Annotated in this window: 15 protein-coding genes; 11 read left to right on the forward strand and 4 right to left on the reverse strand. The window is 69.4% G+C overall.

Annotated elements, in window-relative coordinates:
* Positions 1–69: 69 nt before the first annotated feature.
* On the reverse strand, positions 70–960 hold the full coding sequence (locus ACTIL2_RS13685) for an aminoglycoside phosphotransferase family protein (RefSeq protein ID WP_442338026.1): 891 nt from the start codon (positions 958–960) through the stop codon (positions 70–72).
* A gap of 111 nt (positions 961–1071) precedes the next feature.
* Positions 1072–1848: an IclR family transcriptional regulator gene (locus tag ACTIL2_RS13690; protein WP_442338027.1), complete on the reverse strand. Its 777-nt coding sequence runs from the start codon at positions 1846–1848 to the stop codon at positions 1072–1074.
* A gap of 111 nt (positions 1849–1959) precedes the next feature.
* On the opposite strand from ACTIL2_RS13690, the gene leuC reads away from it, so the two are divergent.
* The 3 genes from leuC to ACTIL2_RS13705 are packed head-to-tail and all read left to right on the forward strand — an operon-like array spanning position 1960 to position 4978.
* The gene (leuC, locus tag ACTIL2_RS13695) at positions 1960–3447 is read left to right on the forward strand and encodes a 3-isopropylmalate dehydratase large subunit (protein WP_442338040.1); all 1488 of its coding nucleotides are present in this window, start codon (positions 1960–1962) and stop codon (positions 3445–3447) included.
* An 11-nt stretch (positions 3448–3458) separates the two neighbouring features.
* Positions 3459–4046 (forward strand): 3-isopropylmalate dehydratase small subunit, encoded by a 588-nt coding sequence (gene leuD, locus ACTIL2_RS13700; protein ID WP_442338028.1) that lies wholly within the window; start codon positions 3459–3461, stop codon positions 4044–4046.
* A 32-nt stretch (positions 4047–4078) separates the two neighbouring features.
* A complete protein-coding gene (locus ACTIL2_RS13705; RefSeq protein WP_442338029.1) occupies positions 4079–4978 on the forward strand; it encodes a VOC family protein in 900 nt (299 codons plus the stop codon).
* A gap of 12 nt (positions 4979–4990) precedes the next feature.
* Here the strand turns inward: ACTIL2_RS13705 and ACTIL2_RS13710 are convergent, their stop codons facing one another.
* Complete coding sequence (locus ACTIL2_RS13710) at positions 4991–6037, reverse strand: NUDIX hydrolase (RefSeq protein WP_442338030.1); 1047 nt, start codon at positions 6035–6037, stop codon at positions 4991–4993.
* Between the two features lie 184 nt (positions 6038–6221).
* Here ACTIL2_RS13710 and ACTIL2_RS13715 point away from each other — a divergent pair, with 184 nt between their 5' ends.
* Both ACTIL2_RS13715 and ACTIL2_RS13720 read left to right on the forward strand, forming a co-directional pair.
* Positions 6222–7253 (forward strand): NAD(P)H-dependent glycerol-3-phosphate dehydrogenase, encoded by a 1032-nt coding sequence (locus ACTIL2_RS13715; protein WP_442338031.1) that lies wholly within the window; start codon positions 6222–6224, stop codon positions 7251–7253.
* A 23-nt stretch (positions 7254–7276) separates the two neighbouring features.
* Positions 7277–8404 (forward strand): D-alanine--D-alanine ligase family protein, encoded by a 1128-nt coding sequence (locus tag ACTIL2_RS13720; protein WP_442338032.1) that lies wholly within the window; start codon positions 7277–7279, stop codon positions 8402–8404.
* A 6-nt stretch (positions 8405–8410) separates the two neighbouring features.
* On the opposite strand, the gene ACTIL2_RS13725 is transcribed toward ACTIL2_RS13720, so the two are convergent.
* Positions 8411–9436, reverse strand: a complete 1026-nt coding sequence (locus tag ACTIL2_RS13725) for a DUF3515 domain-containing protein (RefSeq protein WP_442338033.1) — start codon at positions 9434–9436, stop codon at positions 8411–8413.
* A 49-nt stretch (positions 9437–9485) separates the two neighbouring features.
* On the opposite strand from ACTIL2_RS13725, the gene ACTIL2_RS13730 reads away from it, so the two are divergent.
* The 6 genes from ACTIL2_RS13730 to ACTIL2_RS13755 all read left to right on the forward strand — a co-directional run.
* Positions 9486–10514, forward strand: a complete 1029-nt coding sequence (locus ACTIL2_RS13730) for a thiamine-phosphate kinase (RefSeq protein WP_442338034.1) — start codon at positions 9486–9488, stop codon at positions 10512–10514.
* Positions 10501–11226, forward strand: coding sequence for a uracil-DNA glycosylase (locus ACTIL2_RS13735; protein ID WP_442338035.1), 726 nt, complete (start codon positions 10501–10503; stop codon positions 11224–11226). Before ACTIL2_RS13730 ends, ACTIL2_RS13735 begins: the two co-directional genes overlap by 14 nt.
* Positions 11220–12701, forward strand: coding sequence for a DAK2 domain-containing protein (locus ACTIL2_RS13740; RefSeq protein ID WP_442338036.1), 1482 nt, complete (start codon positions 11220–11222; stop codon positions 12699–12701). The genes ACTIL2_RS13735 and ACTIL2_RS13740 overlap by 7 nt, the downstream gene beginning before the upstream one ends.
* Positions 12702–14936, forward strand: a complete 2235-nt coding sequence (locus tag ACTIL2_RS13745; protein WP_442338037.1) for an ATP-dependent DNA helicase RecG — start codon at positions 12702–12704, stop codon at positions 14934–14936. It begins immediately after the preceding gene.
* Between the two features lie 56 nt (positions 14937–14992).
* Complete coding sequence (locus tag ACTIL2_RS13750; RefSeq protein WP_442338038.1) at positions 14993–15241, forward strand: biotin/lipoyl-containing protein; 249 nt, start codon at positions 14993–14995, stop codon at positions 15239–15241.
* Positions 15238–15802 (forward strand): RsmD family RNA methyltransferase (locus ACTIL2_RS13755; protein ID WP_442338039.1); only part of this gene is annotated, 565 nt, incomplete at its 3' end. The genes ACTIL2_RS13750 and ACTIL2_RS13755, both read left to right, overlap by 4 nt.

Raw genomic sequence — 15802 nt, forward strand, 5'->3', positions numbered from 1 at the left:
CCATTAGCCCGCTTCGGTTTCGCAGGGGTGTATGGATTGTGGTCCATATCTGCGGACGGTCGCTCCCAGTCACGCAAGGACGCGATCGAGTGAGGTCCTGCCTATCGGTCCCCATGCCGGCTTCCCCCCGGGGATACCGCGAATGCCGTTCTGGCCCATCAGCATGAGAAAGAGACTCTTCAATACTGCGTGACCCCGGGCGCGGCGAACAGTCGCTTCATCCGCGCGGGCGTAGGTCGAGAAGAATCGTGCAATGGATTCGGAAGGCAGTAGCAACCACGCGGCGGCGAGGTCAACTGCGGGATCACCTGCGCGCACGTCCTCAAAATCGACGATGCCGCCGATACTGCCGTCGGTGCTGACCACGTTGGCGGGATGAAGGTCACCGTGTACCCATACCTCGGGTTCGCCCCAGGAGGGGGCTGTAGTCGCGTTGTCCCATACTGCGCGGATCCTCGCAGCGTCCGCGCCGATCGTCCCAGGGTGGATAGCGCCGAGGAAGTGCTCGAATCCCCTGCTGGACTTCTTCGGGTGCGCTGCTCGACCGGTCGGGTCAGTGGGAGCATTCGCTGGAGCAGGCGTGTGCAGTGCGCGGAGGAACTCCGCAAGATTGTCGGCAGCGTCGTCGCCGCGGGTGACCACCGTCCGGTCCAAGGGCACGCCGGGCACCCACGTCATTACTGTCCATATTTTCGGGAAGCGCGCAGACGGTGCACCATCGCGTACCGGCACAGGAATAGGCAACGGAAGTCGGGGCGCAAGCACCGGAAGCCATCGCCTCTCCACCAACTGCGGCTCCAGAGTGTCGTTCATGTGCTGGACGCGTACGGCGAGGGTGTCACCGAGCCGCCACATCTGATTGCCCCAGCCACCGTCGACCCGGTGAAGCGGTAGCTCCGCGAGATCTGGATGCTGGTCACGCAGCAGATCGCGCAGCAGATCCGCGCTTACGTTGGGCATGACCAAGAGTCTACGTGTACCTCCCACAACGGTACGGCCCAGTGGATAAGTGCCTGTTCGGTCGGGAGGGGCGCCCCACGGTCAGGTCGGGAACGCAATGGACCTCCGCTCCTACCGCAGGTAGCCCTCCAGCTCGGCCGCGGCGGCCTGCAGGGCCTCACGGTGGCGCATGGCCGGGGACGGCCCCATGCGCTCGGCCGGCCCGGAGAGCGACAGTGCGGCGATGACCCCCGAACTGTCCCGCACCGGCACGGACACACTGGCCAGCGCCGCGTCCCGTTCACCGATGGATTCCGCGATCTGCCCCACCCGGATTCGTTCCAGATCCTCGGAGGTGTAGCGGGCGGTGGCCAGGATATCCTCCTGGAACCCCCGGGGAGCGTACGCCACCAGCACCTTCGCCGCGGACCCGGCGCTGAGGGTCATGCGGTTGCCCACCGGTACGGTGTCGCGCAGGCCCGACTGCGGCTCCGCGCCAGCGATGCACACCCGCTCATGGCCGGAGAGCTTGTAGATCTGCACGGCCTCTCCGGTACGGTTCACCAGGTCCGGCAGGACATGCTCGGCGGCCTCGTCCAGACGCGTCGACGTCTTGGGCGCCAGTTCGGCCAGGGCAGGCCCGGCGGTCCAGTGCCCGTCGTCCAGACGGGTGACCATCCGGTGCTTCTCCAGTGCCACCGCGATACGGTGGGCGGTGGCACGGGGCAGGCCGGTCGTGTCGCAGAGTTCGGAGAGGCTGTGCGGCCGACGTGCGACGATGCCGAGAATCAGCAGTGCCCGGTCGAGGACCTGGATGCCACTGGTCGTGGATGACGTTGACTGTGATGACGACGTTCCGGCGTTTTCCGCGGAGGCCGTCCTGGTCTCGGTATAGGTGGGTTTTCCCATGATCTGATACTATACATTCCAACCAGTGGAACTTCCAGGGCGACCCGTGGTGACGAACGGCGACGTCCGAGAAGAGATCGGGAAGAGAACGAGGAGAGACCCGTGAATGCTGTGACCCGGCAACCCACGTCCCACCACACACGCCCGGACAGGCCCACCACCGGCCCGGGCAGCACGCCGCGGACCCTCGCGGAGAAGGTATGGGACGACCACGTCGTGACGAAGGGTGAGGACGGTGGACGCGACCTGCTGTACATCGACCTGCACCTGATCCACGAGGTGACCAGTCCGCAGGCCTTCGACGGACTGCGCCAGGCGGGACGCCCCGTCCGGCGCCCCGACCAGACCCTGGGCACCGAGGACCACAACGTGCCCACCATCGGTGTCCACACCGGCAACCTGCTGGAGATCGAGGACAAGGTCTCCCGCCTGCAGGTCGAGACCCTGCGCCAGAACTGCGAGGAGTTCGGGGTGACGCTGCACCCCATGGGTGACGGCGAGCAGGGCATCGTCCACACCGTCGGACCCCAGCTGGGGGCGAGTCAGCCGGGGATGACCATCGTCTGCGGCGACTCGCACACCTCCACCCACGGCGCCTTCGGCTCCATCGGCATGGGCATCGGCACCAGCGAGGTCGAGCACGTCCTGGCCACCCAGACCCTGCCGCTGACACCGTTCAGGACCATGGCCATCGAGGTCTCCGGAACGCTGCAGCACGGGGTGACCGCAAAGGACCTGATCCTGGCGATCATCGCGAAGATCGGCACGGGCGGTGCCCAGGGCCACATCATCGAGTACCGCGGCGAGGCCATCCGGAACCTGTCCATGGAGGGCAGGCTGACGATGTGCAACATGAGCATCGAGGCGGGCGCACGGGCCGGCATGATCGCCCCGGACGACGTCACCTTCGAGTACCTGAAGGGCCGCCGCTACGCCCCGACCGGCGAGGACTGGAATGCCGCCGTGGAGTACTGGCGCTCCCTGGCCACCGACGACGGAGCGTCCTACGACACCGTCGTGGAGATCGACGGCAGCGCACTGACTCCCTTCGTGACCTGGGGAACCAACCCCGGGCAGGGGCTGCCCCTGTCGGAGAACGTCCCGTACATCGACGAGATCACCGACGAAACCCAGCGGGAGTCCGCCGAGGCGGCCCTGGAGTACATGGGCCTGGAGCAGGGCACGCCGCTGCGCGACATCAGCATCGACACCGTCTTCCTGGGCTCCTGCACCAACAGCCGCATCGAGGACCTCCGCGCCGCCGCGGGGATCATTGACGGACGCCACATCGCCGACAGTGTGCGGATGATGGTCGTGCCGTCCTCGGCCCGGGTGAAGAAGCAGGCCGAGGACGAGGGCCTGGACCGCATCTTCCTCGACGCCGGGGCGGAATGGCGCACCGCCGGCTGCTCGATGTGCCTGGGCATGAACCCCGACCAATTGGCGCCGGGGGAGCGGTCGGCCTCGACGTCGAACCGCAACTTCGAGGGACGCCAGGGCAAGGGGGGACGCACCCACCTGGTCTCCCCGCCCGTGGCCGCCGCGACCGCGGTGCTGGGCCACCTCGCCAGTCCCGCCGACCTGGCCGCCGAGCAGTAGAGGAGAACACCATGGAGAAGTTCACCACCCACACCGGTGTCGCCCTGCCGCTGCGCCGCTCGAACGTGGACACCGACCAGATCGTGCCCGCCGAGTACCTGAAGCTGGTCACCAAGACCGGGTTCGAGTCCGGCCTGTTCAAGTCCTGGCGCCGGGATCCGGGGTTCATCCTGAACCAGGAGCCCTACGTTCAGTCGTCGGTGCTGGTCGCCGGGCCGGATTTCGGCACCGGATCCTCCCGCGAGCACGCGGTGTGGGCACTGCTGGACTACGGGTTCCGGGTGGTGTTCTCGCCCCGCTTCGGTGACATCTTCCGCGGTAACACCGCCAAGAACGGGCTGCTGGCCGCCACCATGACAGCCGAGGACATCGAGCTGATCTGGAAGCTGCTCGACCAGCAGCCCGGTGCGTCAATGACCGTGGACCTGGAGGCACGGACCGCCACCCTCGGTGAGCACGTCTTCGGCTTCGAGGTGGACGACGAAACCCGCTGGCGGCTGCTCAACGGCCTCGACGACATCGGCATCACCCTGCAGGACGAGAACGCCATCAACGACTACGAGGCGACGCGGCCGTCGTTCAAACCCGTCATCCGGTAACGGCACCCCGGGGCGGGCTATAGTCGTGGGGTATGGACGCACCGCAGCCTGTCCAGCCCGTCCAACGCATCGTTCCACACCTGCGGATCCACACCGGGGACCACGGGACGGTCGGTGCCGCCCGGTTCTACTCCGACGCCTTCCGGCCGCTGCAGGAGGCGGGCCTGGAACTGGGGGCGCAGGGGACACGGGGCATACAGGACGGTGTGGAGGTCACCATCGCGGGATTCCGGATCCTTCTCACGGACGCGGCCGACGCCGCCCCGGATGCCGCAGAGGTGTCACCGGCCACGAGCTTCACGGTGAACGTGGACCCGGTGTTCTTCGGGTGGTCCGCCGACGCCGGTGACGACACGAAAACCGCCGCCCACTCCCGCGCCCGGGCAGCCCTCGACACCGTCTGGGACGCCCTGTGCGAGCAGTCGCCCGCGACGTTGATGGAACTCGGCGACTACCCGTTCAGTCCGAGGTACGGCTGGGTGGTGGACCAGTACGGCGTGTCCTGGCAGGTCATGCTCACCGACCCCGCCGGCGAGCCGCGTCCCGCCATCATCCCGTCACTCCTGTTCTGCGGCCCGGCCCAGAACAGGGCCGGCGAAACTGTGGACGCGTGGCTCCGGATCTTCGGGGAGGCGTTCGGGGACGCCACGGGTGCAGCCGACGGGACACGGCCGGGGGAGCGCGTCCCGTACCCGGAACAGACCGGCCCCGCGGCCCCCGGGGCCGTGATGTTCAGCGACGCCTGTCTGGCAGGGACCTGGGTCGTGGCGATGGACTCCGGGGTGGAACAGCCCTTCACGTTCACCGACGCGATCAGCTACGAGGTCATCTGCGACACCCCGGTGCAGGCGGAGATGCTGCGGCGGGAACTCGGCGGCGGGCCGGGCACCGACCACGCCGGTGTGGGCTGGCGACCCCGCTTCGCCGGCTGACCGGCTGCGGGACTACACCACCGGAAGCGGTGAGGCGAGGTAGTCCGCCCCCAGCAGGGTGTCGTCGGCACCGAAGTGCAGCACCCACACACTGGACTTCTTCACCCGCAGGTCCTCGATCTCGAATCCGGCGTCCTTCGAGAGCCCCGTGAGTACCGCGGGAATCACCACGCCCTGGGAACCCACCACGGACACCGGGGAGGAACTGGCCTTGACCAGTGCCTCCATCACAGTGCGGGGGGAATGCTCCACCGCAGCGTCCCCGAGGTTGGGGTCGGTGAGGACCTCCAGGTCGAGCGAGTTCGCCAGCGGCTCGACCGTGGACACGCACCGTACCGGATCGGCGCTGGCGACCGCCTGCACCCGGTAGCCCTCCAGCTCCCTGCGCAGGGCCTTGGCCTGCTTGTTCCCTTTCCTGGCCAGGGGACGCAGTGCATCGTCCTGCCCCCACGAATCCCGGTCCATCGCCTTGCCGTGCCGGATGTACAGCACCCGGCGGGTGCAGCCCAGGGACAGCACCTCCTCCGCGGCGGTGAGGACCTCCCGGTCGGCGTCGTAGCTGACCCGCTCCCTCGCCTCGGCGGGGGAGACCCAGTCGAGCTCGTCGACCTCGTCGTTGTCGATGAAGTGCCCCTCGGTCACCTCGGCGGTCCAGTAGTAGACCACCTTCGTCTTCTTCTCCACCTGGTAGTGGACGTAGCCGAGCAACCAGCCGAGGGTGGGGGTGTAGCCGGTCTCCTCGCCGATCTCGCGGGTGGCGGTCTCGGGGAGGGACTCGCCGGGGTCGACCTTGCCCTTCGGCAGTGACCAGTCGTCGTAGTGCGGCCGGTGGATCACCGCGACCTCGATGGCACCGTCCGCGGCGGTTTCCGGGGAGCCGGGCCCGCCCGGTTCCGTCCGCCGCCACAGCACCGCCCCGGCGGCGAAGACGGGCCGCTCGAACTCGTCGGCCGGGGTACTGCCGATCCGGGCGACGTGCCTGGTCGGGGAGTCGGGGTTCTCGAGGGACCGCGAGGCCAGCGAGGTGGACAGGTCGCCGATACCGGTGTGGGTGATCACTTCGGGGGGCCTTCCTGAGCGGGCGGGTCCGGTGGAGTCGGCACCGGGCACCGCGCGCTTCTGGTTCAATATTGGGAGCAGAGAGGAACAGGGGTGCAGCACTGGAGTTCAGGGTTGCACACCGACCACTCTAGTGTGGACGGCACAGGACGACAGACGGCGACAGACAAGGAGAACACTTCAGATGGTTCGGGTAGCGGTCATGGGGTCGGGGTCCTGGGGCACCACGGTCGCCAAGGTGTGTGCCGACGCCGCCGCGGCGGCCGGTGCGGTTGGCAGTCACGACGGCGCCGCCGTGACCCTCTGGGCACGCCGGGAGGAGGTCGCCGCGGAGATCCGGGACGACCACCGCAACAGCAGTTACCTGCCTGACATCATGCTGCCCGACACCGTCACGGCCACCAGTGACCCGGCGGAGGCTCTGGAGGGCGCGGACGTGGTCTTCCTCGGGGTGCCGTCCCAGTCGCTGCGCGCGAACCTGGACCACTGGTGCGGCGTCATCGACCCGGACGCCACCCTCGTCAGTCTCGCCAAGGGCATCGAGCACTCCACCGGCCGCCGGATGAGCCAGGTGATCGCCGAGGTCGCCGGGGTCGACGAGTCCCGCGTGGCCGTGCTCTCCGGGCCGAACCTCGCGGTCGAGGTCGCCCAGCAGCAGCCCGCCGCCACCGTGGTCGCCTGCACCGACGGCCAGCGCGCGCGACTGGTGCAGGCGGCACTGGCGGCGCCGTACTTCCGCCCGTACACCAATGACGACGTGATCGGCTGCGAGGTCGGCGGAACCTGCAAGAACGTCATCGCACTGGCGTGCGGGATGGCGTCGGGCATGGGGATGGGCCACAACACCATCGCCTCGGTCATCACCCGTGGCCTCGCGGAGATCACCCGCCTGACCGTGGCCCTGGGCGGCAACGAACGGTCGATGGCCGGCCTGGCGGGCATGGGGGACCTGGTGGCGACCTGTAACTCGCCGCTGTCCAGGAACCGCACCTTCGGCGAACGGCTCGGCAAGGGGGAATCGCTGGACCAGGCCAGCGCGGCGACGAGGGGTCAGGTCGCCGAAGGCGTGATCTCCAGCATGTCGGTGGAGGAACTCGCCGACGCCCACGGCGTGGACATGCCGATCACCCGTGAGGTGGTGCGGGTCTGCCACCATGACGGGGACGTGCCGACGGCCATCCGGGCGTTGATGGGACGCAGCAAGAAGGCCGAATAGGCTTACGGCTACACTTGGGTGCCGTGAATCAACCCGCGAAGCCGAGCAGCGACAGCTCAAGCACCAGCACCAGCCCACGCCGCACCACCGTCGCGGTCCTCTACGGGGGCCAGAGCACCGAGCATAGCGTCTCCTGCATCTCGGCGGGGGCGGTGATGTCGCACCTGGACCCCGCACGTTACGACGTCGTCCCGGTGGGCATCACGGAGAGCGGCCTCTGGGTCAAGGGAACCACCGACACCGAGAAGCTGCGCACCCATGACCGCGAACTCCCTCGGGTCGAGGGGGGACGCTCCGTCTCCTTCGACCTCGGGACTCCGCGCGGCAAGGACGCCCGGGCCGGCGGGACGCTGCGCTTCGGCGACGGCTCCCTCTACGCCGAGGTGGACGTGGTGTTCCCCGTCCTGCACGGCGTCAACGGGGAGGACGGGACCGTCCAGGGTCTCCTGGAACTGGCGAACGTGCCCTACGTGGGCAACGGTGTCTTCGCCTCCGCGGCGTGCATGGACAAGCAGTTCACCAAGGCCGTCGCCCGGCACGAGGGCATCCCCGTCGGCGACGAGGTCATCCTGACCGAACCGAGGGAGCTGACTGACGGGGAGAAGGAGACGCTGGGTCTGCCGGTGTTCGTCAAGCCGGCCCGCGGTGGATCCTCGATCGGCATCTCCAAGGTCACCGACTGGGACAGGTTCCCGGAGGCACTGGGGACGGCCTTCGAGAGTGACGACAAGGTACTGGTCGAGGCGATGCTCGTCGGCCCCGAGGTGGAGTGCGGCGTGCTGCAGTATCCCGACGGGACCGTCCGCGCGTCCTACCCCTCCCTGCTCAAGGGCACCGAGGACGGGCCGGAGGGCTTCTACGGTTTCGACACGAAGTACCTCGACGACATCATCACCTACGAGATCCCCGCGCCGCTGCCGGACGACCAGGTCGCCGAGATCCGCCGACTGGCGGTGGAGACCTTCCTCGCGCTGGGCTGCGAGGGTCTGGCCCGCGTCGACTTCTTCGTCACCGGGGACGGCCCGGTGCTCAACGAGCCGAACACCATGCCCGGTTTCACGCCGATCAGCATGTACCCGAAGATGTTCCAGGCCTCCGGGGTGGAGTACCCCGACCTGCTCGACATCCTCATCGCGCGGGCACTGCGCTGACCACCGCTAGCGCTCGGTGCTCTCCAGGGTGTCGGCGATGGCCCGGGACACCTCGGTGAGGACCGTGTCGCCGGCGTCCAGCGGCAGGGACACGGCCACCAGGTCACTGCGTCCCAGCGCGTACCAGATCCCGGCGGTCGACCCCTCGGCAAGCTCGGTGTCCTGGAACCAGGGGACATCGTCGATCTGGGTGAGCTGCGCGCCGGGCTCGTAGCTCTCCGGCTGCTCCACCCCGCACCGCAGGACGACGGGCTCGCGGCCCTCGGCGACCCAGGCCAGTGCACCGTCGAGCCCGTGGCCCCCGGCCCAGTCGGGGGTTGCGGTGATCCTGTGGTAGTCGCCGAAGGTGTCCGGCAGGGCGTCGTCGAGGGCGGCGCAGGAATCGGAGTCACCCGCACCGTCCCCGTCGCGGGGCAGGTTGGCCAGCGGGATGCCGCCGGGTTCCGGGGCAGCGCCGGTGTCACCGTTGGACGACACCGCCTCGCCGACCCCGTCGAGGTCGGAGTCGTTGAGGTCCGCGTCGGTGGTCACCGCCAGGACCGGGGACTGCCCCACGGCGTACCAGGTGGTCAGGTCGGATCCGGCGGTCGCGTCGTCGATCTTCAGCCAGGAGGTGCCGCCGCGGTCACTGATCGTGCTGAGCTCGGTGTACTGCGCCGGGGCGGAGACCCCGCACCGCACCGACAGTTCCGTGCCACCGCTGTCGCGGTAGCCCGCCGCGCCCGCCGGGGAGGGGTCGGACACGCCGACGTCCCGGAAGTCGCCGACGCGGTCGGGGAGGGCGTCGACGGTCGCCGCGCAGACGTCCGCCTCGGCGTCCGGGGCGTCGACCGGGCCCATGGACACCGGGGTGTACACGTTGCGGTCGATGAGGACCTTCGCCCCGACCAGCACCGCGGCAACGAAGACCACCGCGATCAACAGGGCGATCACCGCGGTCCGTCGACCGGATCCGCCCCGTCGACAGGTTTCGTCGTTTCCGTGTCCGGGGGTGCTGCTACCCTGATCCGTGACCTTTGACCGTGAAGACATGCGCATGATTCTACGGATGCCCACGGTGCGTGATGACACGAGGAGACTGATGACGGACAAGCGTGCCGGAAAGCTCACGCTGGCGGATGCCGGGGAAGCGGCGACGATTGCCGCGATCCGCGGTGCCGCCCCCAGCGAGATCAACGGCGACGATGCCGCGGTCCTCGACCCCGCACCGCCGAACTCGCGCCACGTCGCCACCACCGATGTCCTGGTCGAGGACGTGCATTTCCGGTTCGACTGGTCCACACCCTTCGAGGTGGGGGCCAAGGCCGTCACGCAGAACTTCGCCGACATCCAGGCGATGGGCGGCCGCCCCACCGCCGTGCTGATGTCCCTGGCCGCACCCGGCGACCTGCCGCTGGACACCGTCCGGGACATTGCCCGGGGAATCGGCGCGACCGCGGCCCCCTGGGCGGTGGAGCTGGTGGGCGGGGACGTGGTGTCCTCGAACCAGCTGGTCATCTCCGTCACAGCGGTGGGGCTGCTCGCCGGACCGGACCCCGCACTGACCATCGGGGGAGCCGAGGTCGGCCACCGGGTCATCGCCAGCGGCGTCATCGGGCACTCGGCGGCGGGGGAGTCCGTCCTGCGCTACTTCGGCTCGCGTGACGCCGTGCCGGACGACGCCGTCCTTCAGGAGCTGGTCCGCCGGCACTGCGCACCTGAGCTCGTGGTCGGGCGTGGATCGGTGGCGCGTGCCGCCGGGGTGTCGTCGATGACCGACAACTCCGACGGCCTGCTGCGCGACCTCACCACCCTCGCGGACCGCTCCGGGGTGTCCGTGGACCTCGACGGTGCGTCACTGACCCCGGACGCCCAGCTGTACTACGCCGCCGAGGTCCTCGGCGTCGATCCGTGGCAGTGGGTCCTCACCGGTGGGGAGGACCACACGCTGATGGGCACGACCGGCCAGGAACCACCCGCGGGGTACCGCTTCATCGGCACCGTCGGTGAGCCGCACGACGCGGGCGTCGCCGTGACCGTGGACGGGCAGATCCCCGCCTACTCCGGCGGCTGGGACTCCGTGACCGGAGCCGTCGGCGCCACGGGAGATCCCGGTGATGACCGTGGGTGACGCCGAGCGGATTGCCGGGAGCATCCTGGCCACCGTCCACCCCTCATGGAGGGCGGAACTGCAGGACGCCCGACTGGAGGACGCCGCGGAGTGGGTCGCAACACGGCTGGTGGACGGTGAGGCGGTGCAGCCGGCGCCGGAGAACATCTTCCGTGCGCTGTCGCGTCCGGCCGACCAGGCACGCGTCCTGATCCTGGGACAGGACCCGTACCCCACCCCCGGCCACGCCGTCGGGCTGTCCTTCGCCTCGTCCGCCGGGACCCGTCCGCTGCCGAAGTCGCTGCGCAACATCTACACCGAGTACGAGGACGACCTCGGCCTGCCGCGGCCGGTCTCCGCTGACCTGACGCCGTGGCTCGATGCGGGCGTGATGCTGCTCAACCGGGTGCTGACCGTGCGCGGGGGCGAGGCCGGGAGCCACCGTGGAATGGGCTGGGAGGAGATCACCGGTGCCGTCGTCGAACACCTCGCACAGCGCCCGATGGTCGCGGTGCTGTGGGGCAGGCAGGCGCAGGACGTCGCCGGCACCGTCGGACGGGAGCGGTGCGTGATGTCACCGCATCCCTCCCCGTTGTCGGCCTACCGGGGATTCTTCGGCTCCCGTCCCTTCACCCGCGTCAATGAACTGCTGGTGGAGCAGGGTGCCGAGCCGGTGGACTGGGACCTTTCGGGGCAGGACACGGGGCAGCAGGACGGAGGGAACGCATGCTGACGGGAACCTACGTCGCATCCTGGGCGGAGCGCGCCGCGACTGGACTGCGCCTGCACCGTGACGAGATCAACGCACTCAACGTCTTCCCCATCCCGGATTCCGACACCGGGTCCAACATGACCGCCACGATGGAGGCCGCCGTCGAGCGCATGCACGGCGACCACGGCCCCCACGGCAGTGCCGCCGTGGCGGCGACGACCGTGGCGGACGTCGCGGCGTCCCTGGCCTCCGGGGCGGTGGTGGGCGCACGCGGGAACTCCGGCCTGGTGCTCAGCCAGCTCCTCCGCGCCCTGGCGGACACCGCGGCGATCAGCGCCACCGGTGACCTGCCGGTCGAGGAGCTCCCCGGGATGCTCCGGCGCGCCGAGATCCTCGTGCGCCGGGCGGTGTCGCAACCGGTCGAGGGCACGATCATCTCGGTCCTCCACGCGGCGGCCGAACACGCCGACGACCAGGGCGATGCACCGCTGGAGGAGGTCGTGGCCGCAGCACGGGACGCCGCCGTCGACGCACTCGCCGCCACGACCGGCCAGCTCCCGGCACTGGCCGAGGCCGGGGTCGTCGACGCAGGCGGCCGTGGACTGGTGGTTATCCTCGACGCCCTGGTGGACGCACTCGCCGATGAGCCGGTGGACGCCCCCAGCGGGGCCGCGGGCAACGACACGGAAGCCGCCGCACCCGCCGCCCCGGCCGAGGGAGGTGGCGCGGAGATCGAGGTCATGTTCACCTTCCGCGGTGACGTGGAGTCTCTGCGCACCGAACTCAACCGGCGGGGCAACAGCGTGGTCGTCGTGCCCGCCGAGCAGGAGGGGACGTGGCGGGTGCACGTCCACACCCTGGAGGGCGGGACCCTGATCGAGCTGGCCTACTCCTCCGGTGACGTCTGCGACCTGCGACTGGAGGTGCTTCCCCCGCAGCAGACCACGGTGCGCGACGGTGTGGCCGGTGCGCCCGTCCTCGCGATCGTCCCCGGGGGAGGTCTGCAGGAGATCTTCGCCGGAGCGGGTGCCATGGTCGGGGACATGCCCACCATCGTCGGTGAGCTGCGCGAGCGCGGCACCGGCTGCATCGTGCTGACCAACGGCCAGGACACCACCGAGCTGTTCGGGGTGCTGTCGTCCTCCAGCACCACCGAGGCCACCGTCGTCGACACGGAGTGCTTCGTCGGGGGACTGGCGGCACTCGCCGTCTACAGTCCGGAGTCCGACCTGGAGGAGAACGCCGAGGAGATGGCCGACGCGGTCTCCGCCCAGCGGTGGAGCACCGTCGACGGCGGTCTCGCCGGACTGCGCGGTGAACTCGACGGGCTGCTCGCCGACGGCGGCGAGCTGGTCACCGTCCTCTACGGCGATGACATCGCCGACGGCGACGTGGCGTCCTTCGAACAGGGCGTCTCGCGGGACCACCGGAACGTGGAGGTCCACGGCTACCGTGCCCGGGGCCTCGGGGCCAGCGCCCAGGTGGGGGTGGAGTAGATGCTGGGGTGGGATGATCCGCGGCCGCTGAGCCTGGTGATCCCGACCGACCGTGCCCGGTCACTGGCCGGGAAGCCCGGGCTGGCGACCATGGGGCAGGCGCTGATGAACTTCCCCGCGTCCTACGTCCACACCAGCGGCACCGGCGCGCTGAACGACGGTGGGGAGGGACTCGTCGAGGGCGAGCAGCTCACCTGCCTCGCCGAGGTGACGTGGACGCAGGTGCAGGACAACCGTGGACGACGGGGCCCGCGCGAGATCCTGGGCTTCCGCTTCCGGGTCGACGGGATCGACTTCTCCTCGGCCCTGTTCGGCAATGTGCGCAGCCATCTGCCGTTCGTGGCGGTCGGCGCGAAGCTGATGCTGTCGGGGAAGCTCGGGATCTTCCGTGAGGAATGGCAGTTGAAGAACCCCAGCTACATCACACTGCACCCGGCCCCGGCGAAGGACGGGCGGGAGTTGGAGGGGGAGGCCTACGACGCCGCGTTCGGGGCCTTCGGCCCGCTGAAGACCATCGTCGATGTCGCCGGGGGGATGCGTGCCGCCCAGCAGCTGCTGTCCGTGCCGTGGCTTCCGACATACCCGCGGCGCACGGGCACGACCGGGGCGGAGGTGCTGGCCGTGATGGGGCACGTCCTGGAGGCGATGGGGCAGCCCTCGGAGATGCTGCCGTCACCGTCGATCCCCGGTGCCCCTTCCTGGCCCGGGGTCGCAGGGGTGGACGTCGTCGACTTCGCCACCGCGCTGCACGACATCCACCGTCCGCCGGAGGAGGGGCCAGACGCGGCGCGCGACCGTCTGAAGTTCAACGAGGCACTCGCTCTGCAGCTGGTCATGGCTCTGCGACGGGCGGACACCACCGCCCGGGCCGGACGTCCCGTGGTCCCGGTCGGGGAGAAGTCGCGCTATGCACGGCTGATCTGGAGCCTGCCCTACCGGCTCACCGAATCCCAGGAGAAGGCGCTGTCCACGATCGGCGGGGCGATGGGCGGCAGCACCCCGATGAGCATGCTCCTGCAGGGGGACGTGGGCTCCGGCAAGACCGTCGTCGCCCTGCTGTCGATGCTGCGTGTCGTGGACTCCGGGATGCAGTGCGCCTTCCTGGCCCCCACCGAGGTGCTGGCGGCGCAGCACGCCGAGACGCTGACCGGCCTGCTCGAGGGGACCGGGGTGACGGTCACGCTGCTGACCGGTTCTCAGGCGACGTCCGCCCGGAAGGACGCGTTGCTGGACATCATCTCCGGCACCAGTGACATCGTCATTGGGACGCACGCCGTGATCCAGGACTCCGTGGAGTTCTATGACCTGGGCATGGTCGTCGTCGACGAGCAGCACCGGTTCGGGGTGCGGCAGCGGGACCGGCTGCGGGAGAACTCGCCGGTGGACCGCACACCGCATCTGCTGGTGATGACGGCGACGCCGATCCCACGCACCGTGGCGATGACGATGTTCGGTGACCTGTCGATATGCACCCTGGGGTCCTCGCCCGCCGGACGTGGCCCCGTGGAGACGTTCGTGGTGCCGCTGTGGAAGCCCGCCTGGGTGACCCGTCTGTTCGAGGTCGTCCGTGAGCAGGTGTCGTCCGGCGGCAGGACGTTCGTGGTCGTCCCCAGGATCGAGGGCGTGGGAGGTGTCGACGATGTCGCTGAGCGGCTGGTCAAGGGGCCGCTGCAGGGGCTGAGGATCGGGACGCTGCACGGGAGGATGGACAACAAGACCGAGGTCATGGAGGGGATGGCGGACGGGATGATCGACGTGCTGGTCTCCACCACCGTGGTCGAGGTCGGGGTGGATGTCCCGGAGGCGACGGTGATGGTGATCATGGAGGCCGAGAACTTCGGGGTCAGCCAGCTGCACCAGTTACGGGGACGCGTCGGCCGCGGGGAGGCGGCGTCGATGTGCTTCCTGTGCACCGGTATCAACCCGGACGCCGAGCAGGCGACACCGGCGGCGGTGGCGTCCTACGAACGGCTCGAGGCCGTGGCCGGCACACGGGACGGGTTCAGGCTGGCGGAGCTGGACCTGCGCACCAGGACAGAGGGCGACGTGCTGGGCGAGCAGCAGTCGGGTGCGCGGGTGCGGCGGACGAAGTTGCTGGACCTGACGACCGACGGGGAACTCATCGCGGAAGCCCGCCGCTACGCCGACGATCTTGTGCACTACGACGACGCCCTGGCCAGGGCCCTGGTGGCCGACATCACCGACGGTGACCAGGAGTACATCGAGCGGAGTTGAGAACGGTGGGAGTCCGGTGTGCACCGGTATGCCGGACACCCACTAAGATTCCGGGCATGGACATCAACGCTCCTTTCGCCGGAATCGTCAGGTTCACCGTCGGTGACGGCCAGGTGGTCACGACCGGTGACCACCTGGCCGTTGTCGAGGCCGTCAAACTCGAGGCCACGGTGGACTCGCCGGGCCCGGGTGTGGTGCGTCTCGGTGCGGTGGAGGAGTACGCCGACGTCACGGGGGGCGACCTCCTGCTGACCGTGGACGCCGCTGACACGTCGGACGCCGCTGGAACCGGGGAGGCGTCATGACCCGCATCATCTCCGGAAGCGCCCGTGGACGCCGGATCAAGGTGCCCGATGATGTCACCCGTCCCACCTCCGACCGGGCGAGGGAGGGGTTGTTCTCCTCACTGCAGGTGCGGTTCGGTTTCGAGGGGGAGGTCGTCCTCGACCTGTTCGCCGGGTCCGGGGCACTGGGTCTGGAAGCCGCGTCCCGCGGTGCGGCGGAGGTCATCCTCGTCGACGACAACCACCGGGCCTGCGAGACGATGCGGTCGAATGCCGGAGTCGTCGGGCACAACAACGTGCGCATTGTGGAGTCGAAGGCGTCGACCTTCCTTGCGTCCGCGCAGCCGGGGCACTTCACCATGGTGCTCGCCGACCCGCCGTACGACCTGTCCGACGGGGCGGTCAACGAGATGGTCGAGGCGGTGATACCGTCCCTGGCGACGGATGCGGTGGTCGTTGTGGAACGTGACGTGGAATCACCCGAGGTGGCGTGGCCCGCCGGGTTCGAGAAGACCACCCAGAAGCTGAAGAAGCGGACCTACGGGATCGCCCGGATGGACATGGCGATCTGGCGGGGTGCGG

Source organism: Corynebacterium sp. (assembly GCF_052107835.1).
Classification (GTDB): Bacteria; Actinomycetota; Actinomycetes; order Mycobacteriales; family Mycobacteriaceae; genus Corynebacterium.

Excerpts from the sequence above, each read along its gene's own strand:
- ACTIL2_RS13725 (WP_442338033.1), bottom strand. The coding sequence starts at position 9,436 with ATGTCTTCACGGTCAAAGGTCACGGATCAGGGTAGCAGCACCCCCGGA.
- ACTIL2_RS13690 (WP_442338027.1), bottom strand. The coding sequence starts at position 1,848 with ATGGGAAAACCCACCTATACCGAGACCAGGACGGCCTCCGCGGAAAAC.
- ACTIL2_RS13685 (WP_442338026.1), bottom strand. The coding sequence starts at position 960 with ATGCCCAACGTAAGCGCGGATCTGCTGCGCGATCTGCTGCGTGACCAG.
- ACTIL2_RS13745 (WP_442338037.1), top strand. The coding sequence starts at position 12,702 with ATGCTGGGGTGGGATGATCCGCGGCCGCTGAGCCTGGTGATCCCGACC.
- ACTIL2_RS13750 (WP_442338038.1), top strand. The coding sequence starts at position 14,993 with ATGGACATCAACGCTCCTTTCGCCGGAATCGTCAGGTTCACCGTCGGT.
- ACTIL2_RS13735 (WP_442338035.1), top strand. The coding sequence starts at position 10,501 with ATGACCGTGGGTGACGCCGAGCGGATTGCCGGGAGCATCCTGGCCACC.
- ACTIL2_RS13730 (WP_442338034.1), top strand. The coding sequence starts at position 9,486 with ATGACGGACAAGCGTGCCGGAAAGCTCACGCTGGCGGATGCCGGGGAA.
- ACTIL2_RS13715 (WP_442338031.1), top strand. The coding sequence starts at position 6,222 with ATGGTTCGGGTAGCGGTCATGGGGTCGGGGTCCTGGGGCACCACGGTC.
- leuD (WP_442338028.1), top strand. The coding sequence starts at position 3,459 with ATGGAGAAGTTCACCACCCACACCGGTGTCGCCCTGCCGCTGCGCCGC.
- ACTIL2_RS13705 (WP_442338029.1), top strand. The coding sequence starts at position 4,079 with ATGGACGCACCGCAGCCTGTCCAGCCCGTCCAACGCATCGTTCCACAC.
- ACTIL2_RS13740 (WP_442338036.1), top strand. The coding sequence starts at position 11,220 with ATGCTGACGGGAACCTACGTCGCATCCTGGGCGGAGCGCGCCGCGACT.